Here is a 21,395-nt window from a genome sequence, read left to right on the forward strand (position 1 = left end):
GGTGTGGCCGCCGGAGTGGGTCAGGCGGCGGCCAGGACCTGCGCCCGGAACGCCGTCACCAGCCCGGCCGACTCGAGCTGCGCCGACTGCTCGAGGCACCACGGTGACCAGGTGGCGGGGTCGGCGCGGCTGTCGGCCAGGAACTCCTCCCACGTGGTCCAGCGGTGCTCCTCGACCTCGCTGGGCTCGCGGACCGGCTCGTCGTCGGTGACCGCGAGGTACACCGGGCACCACTCGTTCTCCACCACGCCACCCTGCTCGGCGCGGTAGCGGAAGCGGGGCAGCGCTGCGGTCACCGAGCGCACGCCCACCCCCAGCTCGAAGCGGGCGCGGCGGGCCACGGCCTGCGCGTGCGGCTCCCCCGGACCGGGGTGCCCGCACACGGTGTTCGTCCACACCCCCCCGAACGAGGCCTTGGCCACCGCCCGCCGGGTGACCAGCAGACGCCCCCGCGGGTCGAGCAGGTAGCAGGAGAAGCCGAGGTGCAGCGGGGTGTCCGCGTGGTGGGTCAACCGCTTGGGCAGTGTTCCGGTGGCGTGCCCGTCCTCGTCCAGCAGCACCACGAGCTCCTCGTCCACCCCGACCACGCTACGAGACCATCGGTCAGCGCGCCCCCTCGGAGTCCAGCGCCGCCGAGCACGTGCGGCCCACCGGGGCGGGCTCCCGCGGGCGCCCCGGGGAGGTGCGTGGCTGCGGACCGGGGGACACTGCCCTCCGGCGGGACGCGACGCGCGGCTCGCGACGGTGAGGACGAGGAGCAGCGGGTGGTGTTCGTGGGCACGAGGAGCGCGGCAAGGCGGACCCTGGGGGTCGACGGGCCTCCGGTGGGCGCGATCGGGCTGGGCTGCATGGGCATGAGCTGGGGCTACACGGCCGCCGAGCGGGACGACTCCGCCTCGGTCGCCGTGCTGCACCGGGCCCTGGAGATCGGGGTGACCCTCGTCGACACTGCCGACGTCTACGGTCCGTTCCACAACGAGGAGCTGGTCGGCCGGGCGTTGCGGGCCCGCCGTGACCACGCGGTGCTCGCCACCAAGGCGGGTCTCGTCGCCGACGACCAGCGCTCCATCACGCGCAACGGTCGGCCCGAGCACCTCCGGGCTGCCTGCGAGGCCTCCCTGCAGCGCCTGGACACCGACCACGTGGACCTCTACCAGCTGCACCGGGTGGACCCGGACGTCCCGATCGAGGAGAGCTGGGGCGCCATGGCCGAGCTGGTCGCGGCCGGCAAGGTGCGTGCGCTGGGACTCTCCGAGGTGGGGGTCGAGGAGCTGGAGCGTGCCCACGCCGTGCACCCCGTCAGCAGCCTGCAGTCGGAGCTGTCGCTGTGGACCCGGGGCCCGATCAACGACGGCACCCTGGACTGGTGCGTGCAGCACGGGGCCGCGTTCCTGCCGTTCGCGCCGCTGGGCCGGGGCTTCCTCACCGGCACGCTGCGTCCCGGCAGCTTCGCCGACGACGACTTCCGCGCCGCCAACCCGCGCTTCAGCGACGAGGCGATGGCCGCGAACCAGGCGATCGTGGACGCTGTGCGGACCGTCGCGGCCCGGCACGAGGCGTCGGCCGCGCAGGTCGCCCTGGCCTGGTTGCTGGCCCTCGGCGAGGCGGTGCTGCCCATCCCGGGGACCAAGCGGCTCACCTACCTGGAGGAGAACGCGGCCGCAGCCCAGCTGGACCTCACCCCGACCGACCTCGCCGAGCTCGACGCGCTGCCGACGGCCTCCGGCGAGCGCTACTGAGCTGGTGCGGGCTCGACGGACGACGGGCAGCGAGGGGGTCATGTCGGACCGGCCGGTCTCGGCACGGGCCGGGTGCGCCTATTCTCGGTGGATGACGACGAGCGCAGAGATGCCCAAGCGCGGGTGGTCCTACAAGGCTCGCACCCCCGAGGGCGTCACCCTGGGTCACATCCGCTGGACCACCGACGCCGAGGCCATCGCCTGGGTGGGGCCGATGACCCGCAACCCCGCGCGCGCCGTGGTCGTCGAGCGCTACGACGCCGAGCGCGACACCTGGAACTTCGTCGCCAAGGTGGGTTCCTCGCTGAGCCGCTGAGCTAGTCCGGGACGGGGAGGCGGCGGGCGAGGAACGGTGCCGTGCGGCTGCGGGGGTTCGCCGCCACCTCGGCCGGAGTGCCTGTCGCGACCACCCGGCCCCCTGCGTCACCCCCGCCCGGACCCATGTCGAGGACGTGGTCCGCGGCGGCCACCACGTCCATGTCGTGCTCCACGACCACCACGGTGGACCCGGTGTCGACCAGGCGGTGCAGCTGGGTGAGCAGCAGCCGCACGTCGGCCGGGTGCAGACCCGTGGTCGGCTCGTCGAGCAGGTAGAGGGTGTGTCCACGGGGGACGCGCTGGAGCTCGGTGGCGAGCTTGATGCGCTGGCCCTCCCCTCCCGAGAGCTCGGTGGCGGGCTGGCCCAGGCGCAGGTAGCCCAGGCCCACCTGCTGCAGCGCGTCCAGGGCGCGGGCCGCGGCGGGCAGCGCGGCCAGGTGCTCGACGGCGGCGTCGACGGTCAGCGCCAGCACCTGGCCGACGTCGAGCCCGTTCCACCGCACCTCGAGGGTCTCCGGGGTGAACCGGGCACCGTGGCAGACCGGGCAGGGGCCGTAGCTGCCGGGCAGGAACAGCAGCTCGACGGCGACGAACCCCTCGCCCGAGCACGTCTCGCACCGCCCGCCGGCGACGTTGAAGGAGAACCGGCCCGCGGTGTAGCCCCGCTCGCGGGCGGTGCCGGTGGCCGCGAAGGCCTGGCGCACCGCGTCGAACAGCCCCGTGTAGGTGGCCGGCGTGGAGCGCGGGGTGCGCCCGATCGGCTTCTGGTCCACCCGCACGAGCCGGTCGACGGCCTCGGCGCCCTCGACCCGGCGGACGTCGGTCGCACTGGTGTCGTCCTCGTCGTCCGGCGTCGAGCCCGGACCCACCACCTCCGGCAGCACCTGGCTGACCAGGGTGGACTTCCCCGATCCGGACACCCCGGTGACGGCGGTGAGCACGCCCAGCGGCAGGTCGACGTCGAGGCCGTCGAGGTTGTGCCGGTGCACCCCGCGCAGCCGCAGCCACCCCGTCGGCGTGCGCGGGGTGCGGGTGACCCGCCCGGTCGGGTCGGGGTGCAGGAACTCCCGGGTGCGGGACTCCGGCACGTCGGCGAGCCCGGCCGGCGGCCCGCTGTAGAGCACCCGCCCCCCGCCCTCACCCGCGCGCGGTCCGACGTCCACGAGCCAGTCGGCGGCCCGCGCCACGTCCATGTCGTGCTCGACGACGAAGACCGAGTTGCCCGAGGCGACGAGTGCGGTGAGCACCTCCTGCAGCGGCTCGGCGTCGGCGGGGTGCAGCCCGGCGGAGGGCTCGTCCAGCACGTAGACCACGCCGAACAGCCCCGAGCGCAGCTGGGTCGCGATGCGCAGGCGCTGCATCTCGCCGGGCGAGAGCGTGGTGGTGGAGCGGCCGAGGGCCAGGTAGCCCAGGCCGAGGTCGTCGAGCACGGCCAGGCGGCGCAGGAGGTCGTCGGTGATGGTGGCCGCCACCTCCCCGTCGGCCGGGGCGTCCAGCACGGTGACGAGCTCGGACAGCGGCAGCGCGCCCAGCTCGGCGATGCTGCGCCCGGCCACGGTGACGGCCAGCGCGGCGGGGGTGAGGCCGGCCCCGCCGCACGTGGGGCAGGTGCTGGAGACCATGTGTCGCAGGGCGCGGGCGCGCTGGGCCTCGCTGGGGGAGTCGGCCAGGGTGTGCAGCACGTGGCGCCGCGCGCTCCAGAACCGGCCCTTGTACGGCTTGGCCACCCGGTCGCGCTGCGGGTGTACCTGCACCACGGGCTGCTCGTCGGTGAACAGGATCCAGTCGCGGTCGGCCTGGGGCAGGTCGCACCAGGGGACGTCCACGTCGTGGCCGAGCACGGTGAGCACGTCGCGCAGGTTCTTGGCCTGCCACGCCCCGGGCCAGGCGGCGATCGCGCCCTCGCGGATGGTCAGGGTGGCGTCCGGCACCAGGGTGGCCTCGGTGACGGTGTGCGCGACGCCGAGGCCGTGGCACTGCGGGCACGCCCCGGCCACGGTGTTGGGGGAGAAGGAGTCCGAGTCCAGCCGTGGGGCACCGTCCGGGTAGGAACCGGTGCGCGAGTACAGCATCCGCAGCGAGTTCGAGAGCGTGGTGACGGTGCCGACCGAGGACCGCGAGCTCGGGGCCCCGCGCCGCTGCTGCAGGGCCACCGCCGGGGGCAGCCCGCTGATCGACTCGACCCGGGGGTTGGTGGCCTGGGTGAACAGCCGCCGGGCGTAGGGCGCCACCGACTCCAGGTAGCGGCGCTGGGCCTCGGCGTAGATGGTGCCGAACGCCAGCGAGGACTTGCCCGAGCCGGAGACCCCGGTGAAGGCCACGACGGCGTCGCGCGGGACGTCCACGTCGACGTGGCGCAGGTTGTTCTCGTCGGCGCCGCGCACCCGGACGAACGGGTCGGTGGTCACGGGCGGCGAGTGTGCCAGGGACACCGTGGGCCCGGAACCCTCGTTCACCCATCGTGTTGCCGGACCGGCAACGAACGTTGCCCGTCCGAGGGGCCAGGGGTGAGGCTGGCGTCATGACCGAGACGATGTTGCTGGAGGCACGCTACGACGTCGTGGTGATCGGGGGAGGCCCCGCCGGTCTGGCCGGGGCAGTGGCGCTGGGGCGCTCGCTGCGCACGGTGCTGGTGGCGGACGCGGGCCGTCCCCGCAACGCCCCCGCGGCGCACGCCCACAACTACCTCGGCCGCGAGGGGGTCCCGCCGCAGGAGCTGCTCGCCGACGGCCGCGCCGAGGCCCGGGGCTACGGGGTGCAGGTCCACGAGGGCACCGTGACCGCCGCGGTGCGCACCGACGACGGCTTCACCGTCACCCTCGCCGACGGCACCACCACCCGCGCCCGTCGGCTGCTGGTCACCAGTGGGCTGCGGGACGTGCTCCCCGACGTGCCCGGTCTGGCGCAGCGCTGGGGCCGCGACGTGCTGCACTGCCCGTTCTGCCACGGCTGGGAGGTCCGTGGGCAGCGGCTGGTGGTGCTGGGCACCGGCCCGATGGCCGCGCACCAGGCGGGGCTGTTCCGCCAGCTCAGCGACGACGTGACGCTGCTGCTGCACGGTGACGTGGACGAGCCGCCCGTCGAGGTGCTCGCCGGGCTGACCGCCCGGGGGGTCCGGGTGCTGCGCGGACGAGCCGTGGCGCTGGAGGTCACCGACGACGCGGTCACCGGGCTGCGGCTGGAGGACGGCGGTCTCGTGCCGGCGCGGGCGGTCGTCGTCGCGACCGGGCTGGACGCGATCTCCAGCCTGCCCAGCGGCCTCGACCTGGAACCGACCGAGCTGGTGGTCGCGGGCACGGTGCTCGGCCGTCACCTCGCGGTCGACGCCACGGGGGCGACCGCGGTGGCGGGGGTGTGGGCCGCCGGGAACGTGGCCAACCCGATGGCGCAGGTGGTCGTCGCTGCCGCGGCGGGGCTCACGGCGGGCGCGGCCGTCAACGCCGACCTGGTGGCCGAGGACACCCGGCACGCGGTGGACGACCTCCGGCGCACCGCGGAGTGGGACGAGGTGTTCGGCGAGACCCAGCGGTTCAGCGGCAACGTCAACGACGGACTCGTCCAGGAGGTGGCGGGGCTGGCGCCGGGCACCGCGCTGGACCTCGGGTGCGGCGAGGGCGGGGACGTGGTGTGGCTGGCCCAGCAGGGGTGGACCGTGACCGGGGTCGACGTCTCACCGGTCGCGCTGGAGCGGGCCGCGGCCGCGGCGAGAGCGGCGGGGGTGGCGGTCACGCTGACCCGCACCGACCTCGCCTCGTCGTTCCCCACCGGCTCCTTCGACCTCGTGAGCATGCAGTTCCTGCACTCCCGGGAGGAGGTCTCGCCCGGACCCGCGCTGCTGCGCCGAGCGGCCTCCGTCGTCGCCCCGGGCGGGCTGCTGCTCGTCGTCGGGCACGAGGGCGAGCCGGACTTCGTCGACGCGCACGGGCACCCCGTGGACCACGAGGTGCCGACGCTGCCCACCCTGGCCGAGGTCCGCGACCCGCTCGAGCGGCCCGGGTGGGAGGTGCTGAAGGCGGAGTCCTGGTCGCACGACCACGCCTTCCCCGACGGCAGCCACGGCCACCGCGGGAACTTCACGGTCCTCGTCCGGAGGTCCTGACCGCCGCGTCAGGCGAGCAGCAGGCCCACCCCCTGCGCCACCAGCACCCCGGCGCCGAGCAGCCGGCGGAACGGGTTCACCCCGCGCACGAGCTCGTCGAGCGCCCACACCACCAGTGCGACGGTGCCCACCGCCGTCACCGCGGTCACCGCCCCGTCGGGCACCACCCGCCGCGCCAGCAGCGATGCGACGTAGACCCATGCCGCGGCGTTCGGCCACTGCGCCACCACGATCCGGCCGGTCGCACGGTCGCGCAGCAGCCAGCCCAGCCCGACCCGCAGCCGGCTCACCGGTCACCGACCACGGTCACCACGAGCACGACCTCGCCCGCCTCGTCCGAGGCCGCGAGGTCCACGTCCGCCCGCACCGCCCAGTCGTGGTCCTCCGCGGGGTCGTCGAGCACCTGGCGCACGTGCCAGACCCCCGGCTGGGCGTCCACCTGGAACAGCAGGGGTCCCCGCGCGTCCGGACCGGTGCGGATCTCGGTGTGCACCTCCCAGTACCCGTCCAGCGAGGACTCCCAGTCGATGTCCGGGTCCAGCTCGTCGAGGGCGTCCCACCGCCGGCGCGCGGCCAGCTCCACCCGCCGCCACAGCGCGTTGCGCACGAGCACCCGGAAGCTGCGGAGGTTGCCCGTGACCGGACGCACGACCTCGACCAGGGCCTGCTCCAGCGGGACGTCGGTGGGGTTGGCCAGGGCCTCCCACTCGTCGAGCAGGCTGGAGTCCACGCCGCGGATGAGCTCGCCCAGCCACTCGGTGATGTCCTCCAGCTCGGAGGTGCGGGCCTCGGCGGGCACGGTCTGGCGCAGCGCCCGGTAGGCATCGGCCAGGTAGCGCAGCACCAGGCCCTCCGACCGGGTCAGCGAGTACTGGGAGATGAGCTCGGAGAACGTCATCGAGCGCTCGACCATGTCGCGGACCACGCTCTTGGGGCTCAGCGCGAAGTCGCTGACCCACGGCTGCCCGGCCCGGTAGGTCTCGAAGGCGGGCAGCAGCAGCTCCTCGGCCAGGGGCTTGGGCCAGGTGACCTGCTCCAGCAGCTCCATCCGCTCCTCGTACTCGATGCCCTCGGCCTTCATCGCGGCCACCGCCTCGCCCCGGGCGGCGTGCTGCTGGGCCATGAGCACCTGACGGGGGTCGTCCAGGGTGGACTCGACCACGCTGATGGCATCCAGGGCGTAGGCGGGGGACTCCGGGTCCAGCAGGGTCAGCGCGGCCAGGGCGAACGGGCTCAGCGGCTGGTTGAGGGCGAAGTTGCGCTGCAGGTCCACGGTGAGGGACACCCTGCGCCCGTGGGCGTCCGGCACCTCGAGCACCTCGACGATCCCGGCGTCGCGCAGCCCCCGGTACAGCCGGATGGCGTGCAGCGCGTGCCGGCGCTGCGCGGCGGGGGACTCGTGGTTGTCGGTCAGCAGGTGGCGCATGGCCTCGAACGCGTCGCCCGGGCGGCTGATGACGTTGAGCAGCATGGAGTTGCTGACCCCGAACTGCGAGGTGAGCTGCTCGGGCTCGGCGGCCACGAGCCGGTCGAAGGTCGGCCGGCCCCAGCTGACGAAGCCCTCGGGAGCCTTCTTGCGCTGGATCCGCTTGAGCTTGCGGGGGTCGTCGCCGGCCTTGGCCACCAGCCGGGCGTTCTCCACGTCGTGCTCGGGGGCCTGGACGACGACGGTGCCGAGCGTGTCGAACCCGGCCCGGCCGGCGCGCCCGGCGATCTGGTGGAACTCCCGCGCACGCAGGTGCCGGGTGCGCGTGCCGTCGTACTTGGTCAGGCCGGTGAACAGCACGGTGCGGATGGGCACGTTGATGCCCACGCCCAGGGTGTCGGTGCCGCAGATGACCTTCAGCAGCCCGGCCTGGGCGAGGCGCTCCACCAGGCGGCGGTACTTGGGCAGCATCCCGGCGTGGTGCACCCCGATGCCCATCCGCACCAGCCGGCTCAGGGTGGTGCCGAAGCCGGTGGAGAACCGGAACCCGCCGATGACGTCGGCGATCGCGTCCTTCTCGGCCTTGCTGCACAGCTTCAGCGAGGTCAGCGCCTGGGCCCGCTCCAGCGCCGAGGCCTGGGTGAAGTGCACGACGTACACCGGGGCCTGGTGGGTGCTCACCAGCTCCTCGATGGTCTCGGTGATCGGCGTGGACACGTAGGTGAACATCAGCGGCACCGGGCGCTCGGTCCCGCTGACCACCGCCACCGCACGCCCGGAGCGCCGCTGCAGGTCGGTGACGAAGAAGCTGACGTCGCCCAGGGTCGCGGACATGAGCACCAGCTGGGCCTCGGGCAGCTCCACCAGCGGCACCTGCCAGGCCCAGCCGCGGCCGGGTTCGGAGTAGAAGTGGAACTCGTCCATGACGACCTGGCCGATGTCCGCGCCCGAACCCTCGCGCAGAGCCAGGTTCGCCACGATCTCGGCCGTCGCACAGATGATCGGCGCGCTCGAGTTCACCGCGGCGTCACCGGTCATCATGCCGACGTTCTCGGCCCCGAACACCTCGCACAGGGCGAAGAACTTCTCGCTGACCAGGGCCTTGATCGGCGCGGTGTAGAAGCTGCGACGCCCGGCCGCCATGGCCGCGAAGTGCGCGCCGATGGCGACCAGCGACTTTCCCGAGCCGGTGGGCGTGGCGAGCACCACGTGGCTCCCGGACACGATCTCCAGCACCGCCTCCTCCTGGGCCGGGTACATCGTCAGGCCCCGCGACCGCGTCCACGTGGTGAAGGCCTCGAAGAGGTCGTCGGGGTCGGCGGTGCCGGGGAGCAGGGCGGTCAGGGTCGCGGCGGGAGCGGTCATCGTGGGGTGGGGTGGGGGAGGGTCATGGTGACCCTGATCCTGCCCGACGAGCCGTGGCGGGCCGACCTGCGTAGGTTCCGGCCATGGCGGACGCAGTGGTGACGACGGTCGACTCGGGAGCACGGAAGGTGACGCGGCAGGTGCTGGTGCACGCGCCGTCGGCGGAGGTCTTCGCCCTGGTGGCCGATCCCCACCGCCACCCGGAGCTCGACGGCTCCGGCACGGTGCGCGACACCGACGTGCAGGGTCCGGCGACGCTCAGCCAGGGAGCCACGTTCAGCGTGGGCATGAAGCAGTACGGGGTGCCCTACCGGATCACCTCCACGGTCACGGCGTTCACCGACGGTCGCCTGGTCGAGTGGCGCCACCCCATGGGTCACCGCTGGCGCTGGGAGCTGGTGGAGTCCGCGGCGGGCACCACCCAGGTCACCGAGACCTTCGACTACTCCACCGCGAGGTCCCCCAAGGTTCTCGAGCTGCTCGGTCAGCCCGCCAAGAACGCCCAGGGCATCGAGAGCACCCTCACCGCGCTGGCCGCCCGCTTCGCCTGAACCGGCCGCCACTCCGGCGGGGGGTGCCGCGGTCCGGGTGCGGGGGTGTTGAGTGCAGGGGTCCGCACCCCCAGCGCAGGAGGACCACCGTGCTCGACCGCACCCCCGACCCCACCGACCTCGAGCCGATCGAGCGGGCGTCCGTCGACGAGCTGCGTGCGCTGCAGCTGGAGCGGTTGCAGTGGTCGGTGCGCCACGCCGTGGCGAACGTCCCGCACTACCGGGAGGCCTTCGCCGCGGCCGGGGTGCACCCCGACGACGTCCGCGAGCTGTCCGACCTCGCCCGGCTGCCGCTGCTGACCAAGGCCCACCTGCGCGCGGGTTACCCCTTCGGCATGCTCGCCGTCCCCCGGGCGCAGGTCTCCCGGGTGCACGCCTCCTCCGGCACCACCGGTCAGGCCACCGTCGCCGGCTACACGGCCCGGGACGTGCACACCTGGTCGCAGCTCATGGCCCGCTCGCTGCGCGCGGGCGGGGTGCGGCCCGGTGACATGGTGCACGTGGCCTACGGCTACGGGCTGTTCACCGGTGGCCTCGGCGCGCACTACGGCGCGGAGGCCCTGGGCTGCACGGTGGTGCCCGTGTCCGGCGGGATGACCGAGCGCCAGGTGCAGCTCATCCGGGACTTCTCCCCCGACGCGATCATGGTGACGCCGTCGTACATGCTCGCGATCCTCGACGAGATGGAGCGCCAGGGGGTGGACCCGGCGTCGACCTCGCTGAAGGTCGGGGTGTTCGGCGCCGAGCCGTGGACCAACCACATGCGCGCCGAGGTGGAGCGGCGCCTGGACCTGCACGCGGTGGACATCTACGGGCTCTCGGAGGTGATGGGCCCCGGCGTGGCCATGGAGTGCGTGGACACCAAGGACGGGCTGCACCTGTGGGAGGACCACTTCTACCCGGAGATCATCGACCCGGTGACCGAGGAGGTGCTGCCCGACGGCGAGGAGGGCGAGCTCGTGCTGACCTCGCTGACGAAGGAGGCGATGCCGGTCATCCGGTACCGCACGCGCGACCTCACCCGGCTGCTGCCCGGCACCGCGCGGCCGATGCGCAGGATCGAGAAGATCACCGGCCGCAGCGACGACATGATCATCCTGCGCGGGGTGAACCTGTTCCCCATGCAGGTCGAGGAGCTCATCCTGCGGATCCCGGCCCTGTCGCCGCACTTCCAGTGCGTGCTGCACCGCGAGGGCACCCTCGACGAGATGACGGTGCGGGTGGAGCGTCGCGAGGACGCGAGCGCCGACGACGCCGCCACGGCCGGGGCCGCGCTGCGTGGTCTGGTCAAGGCCGGCCTCGGGGTCACCGTGGGCGTGGACGTGGTCGATCCCGGGGGCATCGAGCGCTCGGTGGGGAAGATGCGCCGGATCGTGGACCAGCGCGCCACCCGCTGACCGGTCCGGCGCCCGAGCGTCAGGGTCCCGGCCACCCGGGGCAGGATGGGGTGGTGGACGCCGATCGGACCGGGCCGCGTCTGCTCGCCGTCTCCGTGCTGGTGGGTCTGGCCGCGGGGCTCGGCGGTGCCGTGCTCGTGCTGGTCCTGCACGGGGTCCAGCAGCTGGCCTACGGGTACCGGACCGACACGTTCCTCGCGGGCGTCGAGCAGGCCGGTGCCGCACGCCGGGTGCTCGCGCTGACCGTCGGCGGTGCCGTCGTCGGGACCGGCTGGTGGGTCCTGGCTCGCTGGGCCGGTGCCCGCACCACGGTCACGCACGCGGTGGCCGACCCGGCGGGGGGGATGCCCGTGCGCGCCACCACCGTCGACGCCGTGCTCCAGGTCGCCGCGGTGGGCGTCGGTGCCTCGCTGGGACGTGAGGGTGCCCCGCGGCAGGTCGGGGCCGCGGTGGCCGGGTGGATGGCGCGCCGTGCGGGACTCGGCCTCGACGCGCAGCGCACCCTGCTGGCGTGCGGGGCCGGCGCCGGGCTGGCCGCCGTGTACGACGTGCCGCTGGCCGGGGTGGTGTTCACCCTCGAGGTGGTGCTCGCCTCGGCGCGGGTGCGTCACCTGCTGCCCGCGGCCCTCAGCGCGGGAGTGGCCACGGTGGTCGCCTGGCCGGCGGTGGGGCGGGGACCGGTGTACTCGGTCACGGCCATGACCACGACGCCGTCCCTGCTGGTGGGTGCCCTGCTGCTGGGCCCGCTGGCCGGGGTGGTGGGGGTGGTGTTCGTCCGGCTCACCGGGCCCGTGCGCCGGCCCGGGGGCTGGCGGCTCCCGGTCGTCGTGACCGCGGTGCTCGCGGCCCTGGGCGGGGTGGCGGTGGTGTTCCCCCAGCTGCTGGGCAACGGGCGGGGGGCGGCCCAGCTCGCCCTGGACGGCACGTCGCCGCTGCCGTTGCTGGCCGTGCTGCTCGTGCTCAAGCCGCTCGTGACGGCGGCGTGCCTGCGGGGGGGAGTGGTGGGCGGCCTGCTCACCCCGGCGCTGGCGACCGGCGCGCTGCTGGGTGCGGTGGCCGGACGGGGGTGGTCCGTGCTGTGGGCGGGCAGCTCGACGGGGGCGCTGGTGGTGGTGGGCGCGGCCGCGGTGCTCACGGCGACCACGGCGGCGCCGGTCACCGCGGTGGTGCTCACCCTGGAGCTCACCGGCTCCGGGCCCGGGGTGTGGCTGCCCGTCCTGCTCGCGGTGGCCGGTGCGGACCTCACCCGGCGGGCGGTGCGGCGCCGCGGGAGCCCGGACGGCCACCCGGCGTAGGCCCGGCCGACAGCCCGGTTCTCCGCGGCACCCCTCGAGGGCCTCAGCGCAGGACGGCGGTGATCTCGGCGCAGATCTCGGCGATCGCCTGCTTGCCGGCGGGGACGAGGCCGGGCACGGACAGGAAGCCGTGCGGGGCGTCGACGTAGTCGGTGTGCCGCACGGGGACCCCGGCCTCCCGCAGGACCGCGGCGTAGCGGCGGCCGTCGTCGCGGATGGGGTCGTGCTCGGCGGTCAGGATCAGGGCCGGGGGGAGGCCGGTGTGGTCGGGGGCCAGCAGCGGGGAGGCGAGCGGGTCGCGGGGGTCGCCGCCGGGGCCGAGGTAGTGCTCGGTGAAGGCGTCCACCCCTGCCTTCGTCAGGAACGGGGCCTCGGCGTTCTCGACCAGCGAGGGGGACTGCTTGGTGAGGTCGGTGCCGGGGTAGATCAGCACCTGCAGGGCGATCCCGGGCGAGCCCTGGTCGCGGCTGGCCAGCGCCAGGGCGGCGGCCAGGTTGCCGCCGGCGCTGTCGCCCATGACGACGATCCCGGCCGAGGAGGACGCCAGCTCGGCGGCCCAGCGGAGCCCGTCCAGGCAGTCCTCGACCCCGGCGGGGAAGCGGTGGGTGGGGGCGAGGCGGTAGTCGACGGAGACCACCTGCGCGCCGGTCCGGGCGGCGACGGTGCTGCACGTCCAGTCGTTGCCGTCCAGGTCCCCGAGGACCCATCCACCACCGTGCAGGTTGACCACGCACCCCCGCGGCGTCCGGCCGGTGGGGGAGTAGAGCCGGACCCGGAGGTCGCCGGACCTCGCAGCGACGACCCGGTCCTCGATGGCGACGCCCTCGGCGACCCTCCCGAAGACCAGGTCCCGCACCCGGCTGTGGCCGACGTGGGTGGTCTGCGCCGTGGCGATGTCGGCGGCGCTCATGGAGGTGATCTCGCCACCGGCGCGACGGCGGACGAGATCGGCGAGGCGGACGCGGAGGCTGACGGTCATGGCCGCATCATGCCCGGGCCCACGGGTGGGCCGTGCCAGGCCTGCCCGGGGGCGCCGACGTCCCCGCGGGCAGGGTGCGGGCGACGACCTGCCGGGCCGCGTCGGTCACCTCGGTGCCGAGCCGCTGCGCGTGGGCGGCCAGCGCCGCCGCCGCGGTGGCGATGTCGACCTCCTGGGCGGCGGCGACCATGCCGACGGCCTGGTGCACCACCACGTCGACCTCGAGGGTGGTCTGCAGGTGGGTCAGGACCCGCGCCCACCGGTGCGCGGGCGCTGGCATCTGCAGGACCACCGAGCACCCGTCGGCGAGTGCCTGCCCCGCACCCCCACCACCCCCACGGTCCCCGCCTGCTCGGCCCACCGGGTTCACCGCGCGCTCGGGGTGCGGGCGTCCTCGATGGTGCTGACCGCGCCCGAGGAGGACGTCGTCCGGACGGGTCCGGAGAGCAGGACGCCCTCCGGCACGGTCACCAGGGCGCCGGCCCGGGACGCGGAGGTGGTGTGCACGGTGAGCCCGGCGCGGGGGTCACCGAGGACGACGGTGCAGGCCGACGTGTCGGCGCCCATCGCCTGCTGCGCCGCGGTGGCCACCATCCGCAGCAGGGTCCCGGTGGTCGCGCCCCCGGCGGCGTGGTGCAGCACGGTGCCGAGGGCGAGCTCGACCGGGGAGGTGGTCGCAGCGGTCATCGCGGGGCGTCCTTGTCCAGGCGGGTGGTACCGGTGAGCACACGGTCGGCGAGCTCGGTGAGGCTGGTGTCCTGCGTGTAGGCGGCGGCCCGGAGACGGGCCATCGCGTCGGGGATGCTGACCCCGAGGTGCACGGCGACCATGCCCGCGGCCTGGTGCACCCCGGCGTGCGCGGTGGTGAGCCGCCCGGGCCAGGAGTGCGGGAGCGCCTCGGTGGCCGGCGCCCCGAACAGCTCGTCCAGCGCCACCCGGGTCACCGCCTCGACCGCGGCGAGAACCGTCTCGAGGTCGGCGGCGCTGAGAGGGCCGGGGGTGCGACGGTACAGCTCGAGCACCCCGAACCCCACCTCCCCGCTGACCATCGGGAACGCGAACGCCGCCGCGGCGCCGGCGGCGGAGGCCTCCAGCGCGAAGACCGGCCACCGGGCCCGGGAGTCGGTGTCGGTGAGGTCGTGGGCCAGCACGGGTGCCCGGGTGGCGTGGGCGTCCAGGCAGGGGCCCTCGGCGAGGGTGAACTGGAGCTCGTCGAGGTGGCCGATGACGGGGTCGGTGGCGTGCACCAGGTCCCGTTCCCCTGCCTTGGTGATCATCGCGACCGCGGCACCGTCGAGCTCCACCGCCGCGGCGAGGGCCTGGCACAGCTGCTGGGTGCGAGGCACTGACCGCACCCAGCCCCGGGGCTGTGGCCGGTGGTCCTCCAGCGAGCCGGGCCAGGGCTCCGACGGGTCGTGCTCGGATTCCTCGACCATCGGTCCTCACCTCGTCGCCGTGGCGACCCAGCCTGCCACCACTCCCGCCACGACCGCCGCACGAGACCGGCGACGTGGGTCAGGTGGTCCGCGTCCTCGGGCAGGGCGGTGAGGTGCCGCTGGAGGGTGCGGTACCAGCTCGTGCCCGAGATCGGGCGCTCCCACGTTCCGCTCACCCGGCGCGTGGCGTCCTCGTCCGCGTGGTCACCACATGCCGCGGCGTCTCGGGGTGAGCGTCCTGCGCCGTGATGACCTCGTCGGCCGAGGTGCCGGGGCCGGAGAGCAGCCGCCCCAGAGCTGTCGGGATGCAGGATCAGGACAGCTGCACGAGGCGGGTCACGTCCTCGGTGGGCAGGTCGCCGGCCACCACCGCGCGCACCTCGGCGCTCTGCAGGTACACCGCACCGCCGTAGTTGGACAGGAACGCGGTGTCCGCGGCGTCCCGACCGGTCGATATCCGCACCAGCGAGCTGCGCGGCGCGAGCAGGGTCGCGTCGACCACCCGCCAGCGCCCGTCCACGAGGGCCTCGGCCACGGCGTGGAAGTCCATGGGGGACAACCCGGGTGCGTAGACGGCGACCAGGCGGGCGGGGACGTCCATGGCGCGCAGCAGGGCGACGACGAGGTGTGCGTAGTCGCGGCAGACGCCGGCGCGACCCAGCAGGGTGTCCACGGCGCCGTCTGTGGGGCCGCTGCTGCCGGGCACGTAGGCGAGCCGGTCCCCGACCCAGGACGACACCCCCGCGAGGAGCTCGGCCTGGCCGCGGAGCCCGCCGAACTCCGCAGCCGCCTCCGCGGCCAGCCGGTCGGACTCCGCGTAACGGCTCGGGCGCAGGTACGTGGCGCGGTCCAGCGGCTCCTCCGTGACCTCGTCGGCGGTGCCGGTGACGCTCGCCGAGTAGGTGATCTCGAGGCGGCCGCGCGGGCAGTCGAGCACGTGCACCCGGCTGCGGTGCGGGCCCGCGAGCTCCCTGGGCTCCTGGCGCACACCGTCGAGCAGAAAGGTCAGCTCCTCGGTCACCCGGGCACCGGGGTGCTGGGCCACGGCCACCTGCACCACCAGGTGGGAGGTGTCCTCGACGTCGAGCCGGAGCTGGCTGTACACCTCGCGGGTCATGGGTGCTGATGATGGTGGTCGAGGGCAGCGACGGCCAGATGGGTGGCCCTCAGCGGCTGGTGGCGCGCCGGTACTGGGCGTTGGCCAGCGGCACGAACACCACGAGCACCGCCGCGGCCCAGATCAGGGTGTAGAGCTCGGGGTGCTCCAGCGCCCACGCCCCGGACGCCGGCGCGGTTGGGTCGGGGTTGGGGTTGCCGAACAGGTTGCGCGCCGCCTGGGTCACCGCGGAGACGGGGTTCCACTCCGCGAAGGCCCTCAGCGGCCCCGGCAGCGTGCTCAGGGGGACGAAGGTGTTGGCCACGAAGGTCAGCGGGAAGATGACGATGAACGAGGCGTTGTTGACCACCTCGGGGCTCGGCACGAGCAGCCCGACCCAGGCCATCACCCACGAGATGGCGTACGCGAAGACCAGCAGCAGCACGAACCCCAGCAGCGCGTCGAGGAACGACGTGCGGATGCGCCAGCCCACCAGCAGCCCGGTCAGGGACATGACCACGAGCACGATGACGTTGTTCACCACGTCGGACAGCGTCCGTCCGGTGAGCACCGCCGAGGGCGCCATGGGCAGCGAGCGGAAGCGGTCGACGATGCCCTTCTTCACGTCCTCGGCCAGGCCGGCGCCGGTGATGGTGGCCCCGAACACCACGGTCTGGGCGAAGATCCCGGCGATGAGGAACTCGCGGTAGCCGCTGCCGCCGCCCCGGGTGTCGATGGCGCCGCCGAACACGTAGGCGAACAGCAGCACGAACATGATCGGCGAGAGCGTGGTGAACACCAGCAGGTCGGGCACGCGCTTGATCTTGATGAGGTTGCGCTTGGCGACCACCGCAGCGTCGGAGAACACGTCCAGGGAGCTCATCGAGCCACCTCCTTCTCGGCAGGACCGGTGGGGGCCGCGCCGGCGGCGGCGGGGGCATCGTCCGCCCCGTGCCCGGTGAGGGTGAGGAACACGTCGTCCAGGGTCGGACGGCGCAGCCCCGCATCCTCGACGGCCAGGTCGTCCTGGTCGAGCAGGCGCAGGGCCTCGCGCAGGACGGCCACTCCGCCGGTGACGGGCATGAGCAGCGAACGGCGGTGCTCGTCGAGGGCGGGGGCCGCGACGCCGAGGGGGGCCAGCAGCAGCCCGGCCGCGGCCAGGCGGGCGGGGTCGGCGACCGTGATCTCCAGACGCTCGCCGCCCACCTGCGTCTTGAGCTGGTCGGCGGTGCCCTTCGCGATGACCCGTCCGTGGTCGATGACCACGATCTCGTCGGCCAGCAGGTCCGCCTCCTCGAGGTACTGGGTGGTGAGCAGCAAGGTGGTGCCGCCGGAGACGAGCTGCTGGAGCACCTCCCACATGTCGGAGCGGCTGCGCGGGTCCAGCCCCGTGGTGGGCTCGTCGAGGAAGAGCACCGGGGGCTCGGCGACCAGCGCCCCCGCGAGGTCCAGGCGGCGGCGCATGCCGCCGGAGTAGGTCTTGGACGGGCGGTCGGCGGCGTCGGTGAGGTTGAAGCGGGCGAGCAGCTCCCGTGCCCGCTCCCGGCTCTGCCTGCGGCCCAGGTGGTACAGCCGCCCGATCATGTCGAGGTTCTCGAAGCCGGTGAGGTGCTCGTCGACCGCGGCGTACTGGCCGGACAGGCCGATCCGGCGGCGGACGGCCCGCGGGTCGGACAGGACGTCGACCCCCGCCACCTCCGCGGTGCCCGAGTCCGGCTTCAGCAGGGTGGTGAGGATGCGCACGACCGTGGTCTTGCCGGCACCGTTCGGGCCGAGCAGCCCCAGGACGGTGCCGGTGGGCACGGAGATGTCCACCCCGTCCAGCGCGGTGACGTCCCCGTAGCGCTTCACCAGGCCCGTGGCGTGGATGGCGTTGGTCATGTCGGTGGTGCCTCCCGATCGGTTCATCTGCCCGGCGCGCCCATGTTGGCACCGAGGCCCGACACTTTCGACCGGGTCGTCCGGTGGCGCTCCAGGGCCCGACCGGCGCGGGATCGTGAGCTCATCGGCGCGCCGGCGCGCCGTCCTCGACGACACGGCGGGAACGGCCGACCGGTCGTGAGCGGAGCGCAGGTGGGTGTCGTCGGGCGCCCGCTCAGGCGTCGGGAGTGGTTCCCTCGGTACCGCTGGACCCGTCCTTGCCCTGCTCGGCCAGGAAGCGCTCCAGCTCGGCGCCCAGCTCGTCCCCGCTCGGGAGCGCCCCGTCCGCGGCCAACAGAGAGGTCCGCTCCTGGGACCCCACGTAGGCGTCGTACTGGCGCTCGAGGGCCTTGACGACCGAGCGGACCTCGTCGGACCCGCTGACCTGGGTCTCCACCTCCTCGCGGACCCGCGCCGCGGCCTCGCCGAGGGCGGCGTGCGGCAGCTGGAGGTCCGCCGCGCGCCCGACGTGCTCGAGCAGGGTCTGCGCAGCCTCGGGATAGTCGGTCTGGGAGAGGTAGTGCGGCACGTGCACCGCGAAGCCCATGGCCTCGTGACCGGCCTGGCCCATCCGCAGCTCCAGCAGCGAGGCCGCGCTGGCCGGCACGCGGACGGTGCCCGCCCACGGCTCGTAGCCGCTGACCAGGTCGGTGGGGCTGCCGTGCGCGGTCACCCCGACCGGCCGGGTGTGCGGCACGGCCATCGGGATCGCGTTGAGGCCCACCGTGCGGCGCACACCGAGGCGCTCGGCGAGCAGGCGCACCGCGGTGGTGAACCGTTCCCAGTGCAGGTCCGGCTCCAGGCCGGCGAGCAGCAGGAAGGGCGTGCCCACGGTGTCGCGCACGGCGTACAGCGTCAGCTCAGGGGTGTCGTAGGAGGAGAAGTGGTCGCCGTCGAAGGTCATCATCGGCCGGCGGGAGCGGTAGTCGAGCAGCTGGTCGAGGTCGAAGGAGGCCACCACCTCGGTGTCCAGCTCGTCGCGCAGGTGGGCCGAGGCCAGCTTGATGGCGTGACCGGCGTCGGAGAATCCCTGCAGGGCGTGCACCAGCACCGGTCCGCGGCCGTCCTCGGACACGAGCTCGGGGGAGGGGAACTCGAGCTCGTACATCGCAGAGCCCTGGTACCCGTGGCTCGGGTCCTGCTGTCCCGGGAAGCCCGCGACGGGCTCGTCCCGACCGGTCACGCTCTCGTCCTGCTCGCTCATGCCGCACCACACCTTCGTCTCGTCGTCACCCAGTGTCCCTCAACGCCGGTGGGGCCGTGGTCTGTTCCGGCCGCCGCTCTCTGCCAGGCTGTGCCCATGGCTGATCCGTTGCTGCACATGACGACCTCCGCGGCGTGGGCGGAGGTCGTCCCGGGCGGCGAGCTGCGGCCGGGTTCCCTCGCGGAGCAGGGCTTCGTCCACCTCTCGACCCCCGAGCAGGTGCACCTGCCGGCCAACCGCCTCTACGCGGGGTCCACCGACCTGGTGCTGCTGTGCCTGGACCCGGCGCGGATCGAGCCCGAGGTGCGCTGGGAGCCGGGCGTGCCCACCGACCCGTCGTCGATGCTCTTCCCGCACCTGTACGGACCGCTGGACTCCGACTCGGTGATCGCCGTGCTGCCCTACCGGCCGGGTGCGGACGGCACCTTCGCGCCTCCGACGGACCTGCCCAAGGTCTAGGCCTGCGCCCCCACCCCGCCCACGCAGCGGGCCGCGGCGGCGAGACCGCGCTCCAGGCATCCCGGGCCGTCCGACCCGGCGAGCAACCCGGCCACGGCCCCCGCGGTGAAGGCGTCCCCGGCCCCCACGGTGTCCACCACGACCACCCCGTGCGCGGACCGGGACGTGACCTGCCCGCCGCGGGCCCACAGGGCGCCGTCGGCTCCGCAGGTGACGGCGACGGCGGTGTGCTCGCGGGCGAGCGCGGTGGCCGCCCGTGCCGGGGTCGGTTCGCCCGTCAGGGCCAGCGCCTCCTCGGCGTTGGGCAGAAGCAGGTCGACCCCGGCCGTGTCGGTCCGGAACTGCGTGGGGCCGTAGGCCCGCAGCGGGGCCACCGACGCGGGGTCCAGCGAGACGGTGAGCCCCAGCGCCCGGGCCCGGGCCAGCACGTCCAGGGTGGCGTCCCGCGGCGGGCCGAACAAGGCGTACCCGGAGACGTGCAGGTGCCGGTGCGCGAGGAGCAGCTCGTCCGGTACGTCGTCGGCGTGCAGGGCGAGGTTCGCGCCGCGGTCGCAGGCCATGCTGCGGTCCCCGTCAGCCTCCACGAGCACCACCACGGTGCCGGTTGCCGCCCCCGGCACGGTCCGCAGGGCGAGCTTCACGCCCTGGGCCCGCAGCGCGCGGGTCGCGGTCTCCGCCCCGTCGTCGCCCACGCAGCCGACCATGGTGACGGAGAGCCCCTCGCGGGCGAGGCCGGCCGCGACGTTCGCCCCCGCACCACCGGGCAGCAGGGCGATCTCGGCGTCGGTGTCCGTGCCGCGCAGCACCCGTCCGCCGGTGTGCACCACCACGTCGAGCACCACGTCGCCGAGCACGAGGACGTCGCACCCCGCGGGGGACACCGCTAGACCCCCAGCGCGGCGAGCTCGACGGCGATCTCCGCGGCCAGCCCCGCGTTGCGCAGCACGAGCGTCACGTTGACCTCTCGGGTGCGCCCGGCGCTCACGGTGTGCAGGTGGTCGAGCACGAACGGGGTGACGTCCTTGCCCGACACCCCGGCCGCGTCCGCCGCGGCCAGGGCGGCCGTGATGACCTCGTCGTGCTCGGTCGGGTCGAGCTGCAGCCCGGTCGGCAGCGGGTTCGCCACCACCAGGGCGGCCGTCGTGAGCCCGGCCCCGGCGGCGAACACCCGGGCGAGCTCGGCGGGGTCCTCGCACCGGGTGTCCACGGTCGAGCCGGAATCGGTGACGTAGAAGCCCGGGAACACGGTCGTCCGGTACCCGACCACCGTCACCGACAGGCTCTCCAGCCGCTCCAGGGTGGCGGGCACGTCGAGGATGGACTTGACGCCCGCGCAGACCACGACGATCCGGGTGCGGCCGAGCGCGGTGAGGTCGGCGGACTCGTCGAAGGTGTCCTGGGCGCCGCGGTGGACGCCGCCGAGGCCGCCCGTCGCGAAGACCTCCACCCCCGCGGCCCGGGCGAGCGTCGCGGTGCTGGCCACCGTGGTGGCGCCGCTGCCACCGGTGCCCAGCGCCACGGGCAGGTCCCGGACGCTGAGCTTGGCCAGGCCGTCGTCGCGGCACACCCGCGCCAGCTGGTCGTCGGTGAGCCCGACGTGGGCCACCCCGTCGAGGACCGCGATGGTGGCCGGGACCGCCCCGCGGGCCCGGACGGCGGCCTCGAGCTCGCGGCCGGTGTCGAGGTTGCCGGGGCGGGGCAGCCCGTGGGCCAGGATCGTCGACTCGAGGGCGACCACGGCGCGACCCTGCGCCAGCGCGTACGCCACCTCCTCGCTGGGGCGGACGGTGGGCGGCAGCGGGGCAGGCGTCGGCACGGCGCGGATCTTGCCACGGCACTCCGGCCCTCCTTCCCGCGTCGTGCGCGCACAACGCGGGAAGAAGGGCCCGGGAACGGCGTCGTGCGCGTACAACGTCGTTCCCGGCCACGCACGGCAGGCCCGTGAGTCCCGGACGCACGACGACCCCCGGCCCGGGGTGGGCAGGGGGTCGTCGACGGAGCCGGCCGAGAACACCTGCATCTCTAGTCCGTGGTGGACGGTGCTGACCGCCAGTCCACCTCGGTCGCGATGGTGCGGATGCTGGCGCCCTCGGAGCGCAGCATGCCGATCG

21 protein-coding genes are annotated in these 21,395 nt (G+C 74.5%); 7 read left to right on the forward strand and 14 right to left on the reverse strand.

Going from position 1 to position 21,395, the window contains the following annotated elements; all coding sequences use genetic code 11:
* Nucleotides 1–20: 20 nt before the first annotated feature.
* The gene (gene idi, locus RHODO2019_RS05410; protein ID WP_265383977.1) at nucleotides 21–578 is read right to left on the reverse strand and encodes an isopentenyl-diphosphate Delta-isomerase; all 558 of its coding nucleotides are present in this window, start codon (nucleotides 576–578) and stop codon (nucleotides 21–23) included.
* Between the two features lie 276 nt (nucleotides 579–854).
* Between idi and RHODO2019_RS05415 the strand changes: the two genes are divergently transcribed.
* Both RHODO2019_RS05415 and RHODO2019_RS05420 read left to right on the forward strand, forming a co-directional pair.
* A complete protein-coding gene (locus RHODO2019_RS05415) occupies nucleotides 855–1,739 on the forward strand; it encodes an aldo/keto reductase (RefSeq protein ID WP_265384639.1) in 885 nt (294 codons plus the stop codon).
* Between the two features lie 91 nt (nucleotides 1,740–1,830).
* Nucleotides 1,831–2,055 (forward strand): hypothetical protein, encoded by a 225-nt coding sequence (locus RHODO2019_RS05420; protein ID WP_265383978.1) that lies wholly within the window; start codon nucleotides 1,831–1,833, stop codon nucleotides 2,053–2,055.
* A gap of 1 nt (nucleotide 2,056) precedes the next feature.
* Here RHODO2019_RS05420 and RHODO2019_RS05425 read toward each other — a convergent pair whose 3' ends face one another.
* Nucleotides 2,057–4,465, reverse strand: coding sequence for an excinuclease ABC subunit UvrA (locus tag RHODO2019_RS05425; RefSeq protein ID WP_265383979.1), 2,409 nt, complete (start codon nucleotides 4,463–4,465; stop codon nucleotides 2,057–2,059).
* Nucleotides 4,466–4,578: 113 nt separating this feature from the next.
* On the opposite strand from RHODO2019_RS05425, the gene RHODO2019_RS05430 reads away from it, so the two are divergent.
* Entirely contained in the window at nucleotides 4,579–6,156 is a 1,578-nt protein-coding gene (locus RHODO2019_RS05430; RefSeq protein WP_265383980.1) for an FAD-dependent oxidoreductase, read from the forward strand.
* An 8-nt stretch (nucleotides 6,157–6,164) separates the two neighbouring features.
* Here the strand turns inward: RHODO2019_RS05430 and RHODO2019_RS05435 are convergent, their stop codons facing one another.
* Together RHODO2019_RS05435 and RHODO2019_RS05440 are read right to left on the reverse strand one after the other, a co-directional pair.
* Complete coding sequence (locus RHODO2019_RS05435; RefSeq protein ID WP_265383981.1) at nucleotides 6,165–6,446, reverse strand: hypothetical protein; 282 nt, start codon at nucleotides 6,444–6,446, stop codon at nucleotides 6,165–6,167.
* Nucleotides 6,443–8,947, reverse strand: coding sequence for a DEAD/DEAH box helicase (locus RHODO2019_RS05440; RefSeq protein WP_265383982.1), 2,505 nt, complete (start codon nucleotides 8,945–8,947; stop codon nucleotides 6,443–6,445). Before RHODO2019_RS05440 ends, RHODO2019_RS05435 begins: the two co-directional genes overlap by 4 nt.
* Before the next feature lie 83 nt (nucleotides 8,948–9,030).
* On the opposite strand from RHODO2019_RS05440, the gene RHODO2019_RS05445 reads away from it, so the two are divergent.
* The 3 genes from RHODO2019_RS05445 to RHODO2019_RS05455 all read left to right on the forward strand — a co-directional run bounded on the left by RHODO2019_RS05445 (nucleotide 9,031) and on the right by RHODO2019_RS05455 (nucleotide 12,190).
* Complete coding sequence (locus tag RHODO2019_RS05445) at nucleotides 9,031–9,498, forward strand: SRPBCC family protein (RefSeq protein WP_265383983.1); 468 nt, start codon at nucleotides 9,031–9,033, stop codon at nucleotides 9,496–9,498.
* A gap of 89 nt (nucleotides 9,499–9,587) precedes the next feature.
* Complete coding sequence (paaK, locus tag RHODO2019_RS05450; protein ID WP_265383984.1) at nucleotides 9,588–10,895, forward strand: phenylacetate--CoA ligase PaaK; 1,308 nt, start codon at nucleotides 9,588–9,590, stop codon at nucleotides 10,893–10,895.
* A 53-nt stretch (nucleotides 10,896–10,948) separates the two neighbouring features.
* Nucleotides 10,949–12,190 (forward strand): chloride channel protein, encoded by a 1,242-nt coding sequence (locus tag RHODO2019_RS05455; RefSeq protein WP_265383985.1) that lies wholly within the window; start codon nucleotides 10,949–10,951, stop codon nucleotides 12,188–12,190.
* 43 nt (nucleotides 12,191–12,233) lie between these two features.
* Here RHODO2019_RS05455 and RHODO2019_RS05460 read toward each other — a convergent pair whose 3' ends face one another.
* The 8 genes from RHODO2019_RS05460 to RHODO2019_RS05495 all read right to left on the reverse strand — a co-directional run bounded on the left by RHODO2019_RS05460 (nucleotide 12,234) and on the right by RHODO2019_RS05495 (nucleotide 18,729).
* Nucleotides 12,234–13,169, reverse strand: coding sequence for an alpha/beta hydrolase (locus tag RHODO2019_RS05460; RefSeq protein ID WP_265383986.1), 936 nt, complete (start codon nucleotides 13,167–13,169; stop codon nucleotides 12,234–12,236).
* Nucleotides 13,170–13,176: 7 nt separating this feature from the next.
* Nucleotides 13,177–13,449, reverse strand: coding sequence for an ANTAR domain-containing protein (locus RHODO2019_RS05465; RefSeq protein ID WP_265383987.1), 273 nt, complete (start codon nucleotides 13,447–13,449; stop codon nucleotides 13,177–13,179).
* An 86-nt stretch (nucleotides 13,450–13,535) separates the two neighbouring features.
* On the reverse strand, nucleotides 13,536–13,856 hold the full coding sequence (locus RHODO2019_RS05470; protein WP_265383988.1) for a hypothetical protein: 321 nt from the start codon (nucleotides 13,854–13,856) through the stop codon (nucleotides 13,536–13,538).
* A complete protein-coding gene (locus RHODO2019_RS05475; RefSeq protein WP_265383989.1) occupies nucleotides 13,853–14,605 on the reverse strand; it encodes a GAF and ANTAR domain-containing protein in 753 nt (250 codons plus the stop codon). Before RHODO2019_RS05475 ends, RHODO2019_RS05470 begins: the two co-directional genes overlap by 4 nt.
* A 313-nt stretch (nucleotides 14,606–14,918) precedes the next feature.
* A complete protein-coding gene (locus tag RHODO2019_RS05480) occupies nucleotides 14,919–15,722 on the reverse strand; it encodes a transglutaminase-like domain-containing protein (RefSeq protein ID WP_265383990.1) in 804 nt (267 codons plus the stop codon).
* Nucleotides 15,723–15,771: 49 nt separating this feature from the next.
* Nucleotides 15,772–16,584, reverse strand: coding sequence for an ABC transporter permease (locus tag RHODO2019_RS05485; protein WP_265383991.1), 813 nt, complete (start codon nucleotides 16,582–16,584; stop codon nucleotides 15,772–15,774).
* Complete coding sequence (locus RHODO2019_RS05490) at nucleotides 16,581–17,582, reverse strand: ATP-binding cassette domain-containing protein (RefSeq protein ID WP_265383992.1); 1,002 nt, start codon at nucleotides 17,580–17,582, stop codon at nucleotides 16,581–16,583. Before RHODO2019_RS05490 ends, RHODO2019_RS05485 begins: the two co-directional genes overlap by 4 nt.
* A 214-nt stretch (nucleotides 17,583–17,796) precedes the next feature.
* Nucleotides 17,797–18,729: a proteasome assembly chaperone family protein gene (locus RHODO2019_RS05495; RefSeq protein ID WP_265384640.1), complete on the reverse strand. Its 933-nt coding sequence runs from the start codon at nucleotides 18,727–18,729 to the stop codon at nucleotides 17,797–17,799.
* Nucleotides 18,730–18,921: 192 nt separating this feature from the next.
* Here RHODO2019_RS05495 and RHODO2019_RS05500 point away from each other — a divergent pair, with 192 nt between their 5' ends.
* Nucleotides 18,922–19,284 carry a DUF952 domain-containing protein gene (locus tag RHODO2019_RS05500; RefSeq protein WP_265383993.1) on the forward strand — a complete coding sequence of 121 codons (363 nt, stop codon included), beginning with the start codon at nucleotides 18,922–18,924 and terminating at the stop codon, nucleotides 19,282–19,284.
* On the opposite strand, the gene RHODO2019_RS05505 is transcribed toward RHODO2019_RS05500, so the two are convergent.
* Nucleotides 19,281–20,165, reverse strand: a complete 885-nt coding sequence (locus RHODO2019_RS05505; RefSeq protein WP_265383994.1) for a carbohydrate kinase family protein — start codon at nucleotides 20,163–20,165, stop codon at nucleotides 19,281–19,283. The two genes, RHODO2019_RS05500 and RHODO2019_RS05505, sit on opposite strands and share 4 nt — an antisense overlap.
* A gap of 2 nt (nucleotides 20,166–20,167) precedes the next feature.
* Nucleotides 20,168–21,100, reverse strand: coding sequence for a pseudouridine-5'-phosphate glycosidase (locus tag RHODO2019_RS05510; RefSeq protein ID WP_265383995.1), 933 nt, complete (start codon nucleotides 21,098–21,100; stop codon nucleotides 20,168–20,170).
* Nucleotides 21,101–21,395: the final 295 nt, after the last annotated feature.

This window comes from Rhodococcus antarcticus (assembly GCF_026153295.1).
Lineage (GTDB): Bacteria > Actinomycetota > Actinomycetes > Mycobacteriales > Mycobacteriaceae > Rhodococcus_D > Rhodococcus_D antarcticus.

Coding starts and splice junctions, on each gene's coding strand:
- RHODO2019_RS05415 (WP_265384639.1), top strand. CDS start 855: ATGAGCTGGGGCTACACGGCCGCCGAGCGGGACGACTCCGCCTCGGTC.
- RHODO2019_RS05420 (WP_265383978.1), top strand. CDS start 1,831: ATGACGACGAGCGCAGAGATGCCCAAGCGCGGGTGGTCCTACAAGGCT.
- RHODO2019_RS05430 (WP_265383980.1), top strand. CDS start 4,579: ATGACCGAGACGATGTTGCTGGAGGCACGCTACGACGTCGTGGTGATC.
- RHODO2019_RS05440 (WP_265383982.1), bottom strand. CDS start 8,947: ATGACCGCTCCCGCCGCGACCCTGACCGCCCTGCTCCCCGGCACCGCC.
- RHODO2019_RS05445 (WP_265383983.1), top strand. CDS start 9,031: ATGGCGGACGCAGTGGTGACGACGGTCGACTCGGGAGCACGGAAGGTG.
- RHODO2019_RS05460 (WP_265383986.1), bottom strand. CDS start 13,169: ATGACCGTCAGCCTCCGCGTCCGCCTCGCCGATCTCGTCCGCCGTCGC.
- RHODO2019_RS05465 (WP_265383987.1), bottom strand. CDS start 13,449: ATGCCAGCGCCCGCGCACCGGTGGGCGCGGGTCCTGACCCACCTGCAG.
- RHODO2019_RS05470 (WP_265383988.1), bottom strand. CDS start 13,856: ATGACCGCTGCGACCACCTCCCCGGTCGAGCTCGCCCTCGGCACCGTG.
- RHODO2019_RS05475 (WP_265383989.1), bottom strand. CDS start 14,605: ATGGTCGAGGAATCCGAGCACGACCCGTCGGAGCCCTGGCCCGGCTCG.
- RHODO2019_RS05480 (WP_265383990.1), bottom strand. CDS start 15,722: ATGACCCGCGAGGTGTACAGCCAGCTCCGGCTCGACGTCGAGGACACC.
- RHODO2019_RS05485 (WP_265383991.1), bottom strand. CDS start 16,584: ATGAGCTCCCTGGACGTGTTCTCCGACGCTGCGGTGGTCGCCAAGCGC.
- RHODO2019_RS05490 (WP_265383992.1), bottom strand. CDS start 17,582: ATGACCAACGCCATCCACGCCACGGGCCTGGTGAAGCGCTACGGGGAC.
- RHODO2019_RS05495 (WP_265384640.1), bottom strand. CDS start 18,729: ATGTACGAGCTCGAGTTCCCCTCCCCCGAGCTCGTGTCCGAGGACGGC.
- RHODO2019_RS05500 (WP_265383993.1), top strand. CDS start 18,922: ATGGCTGATCCGTTGCTGCACATGACGACCTCCGCGGCGTGGGCGGAG.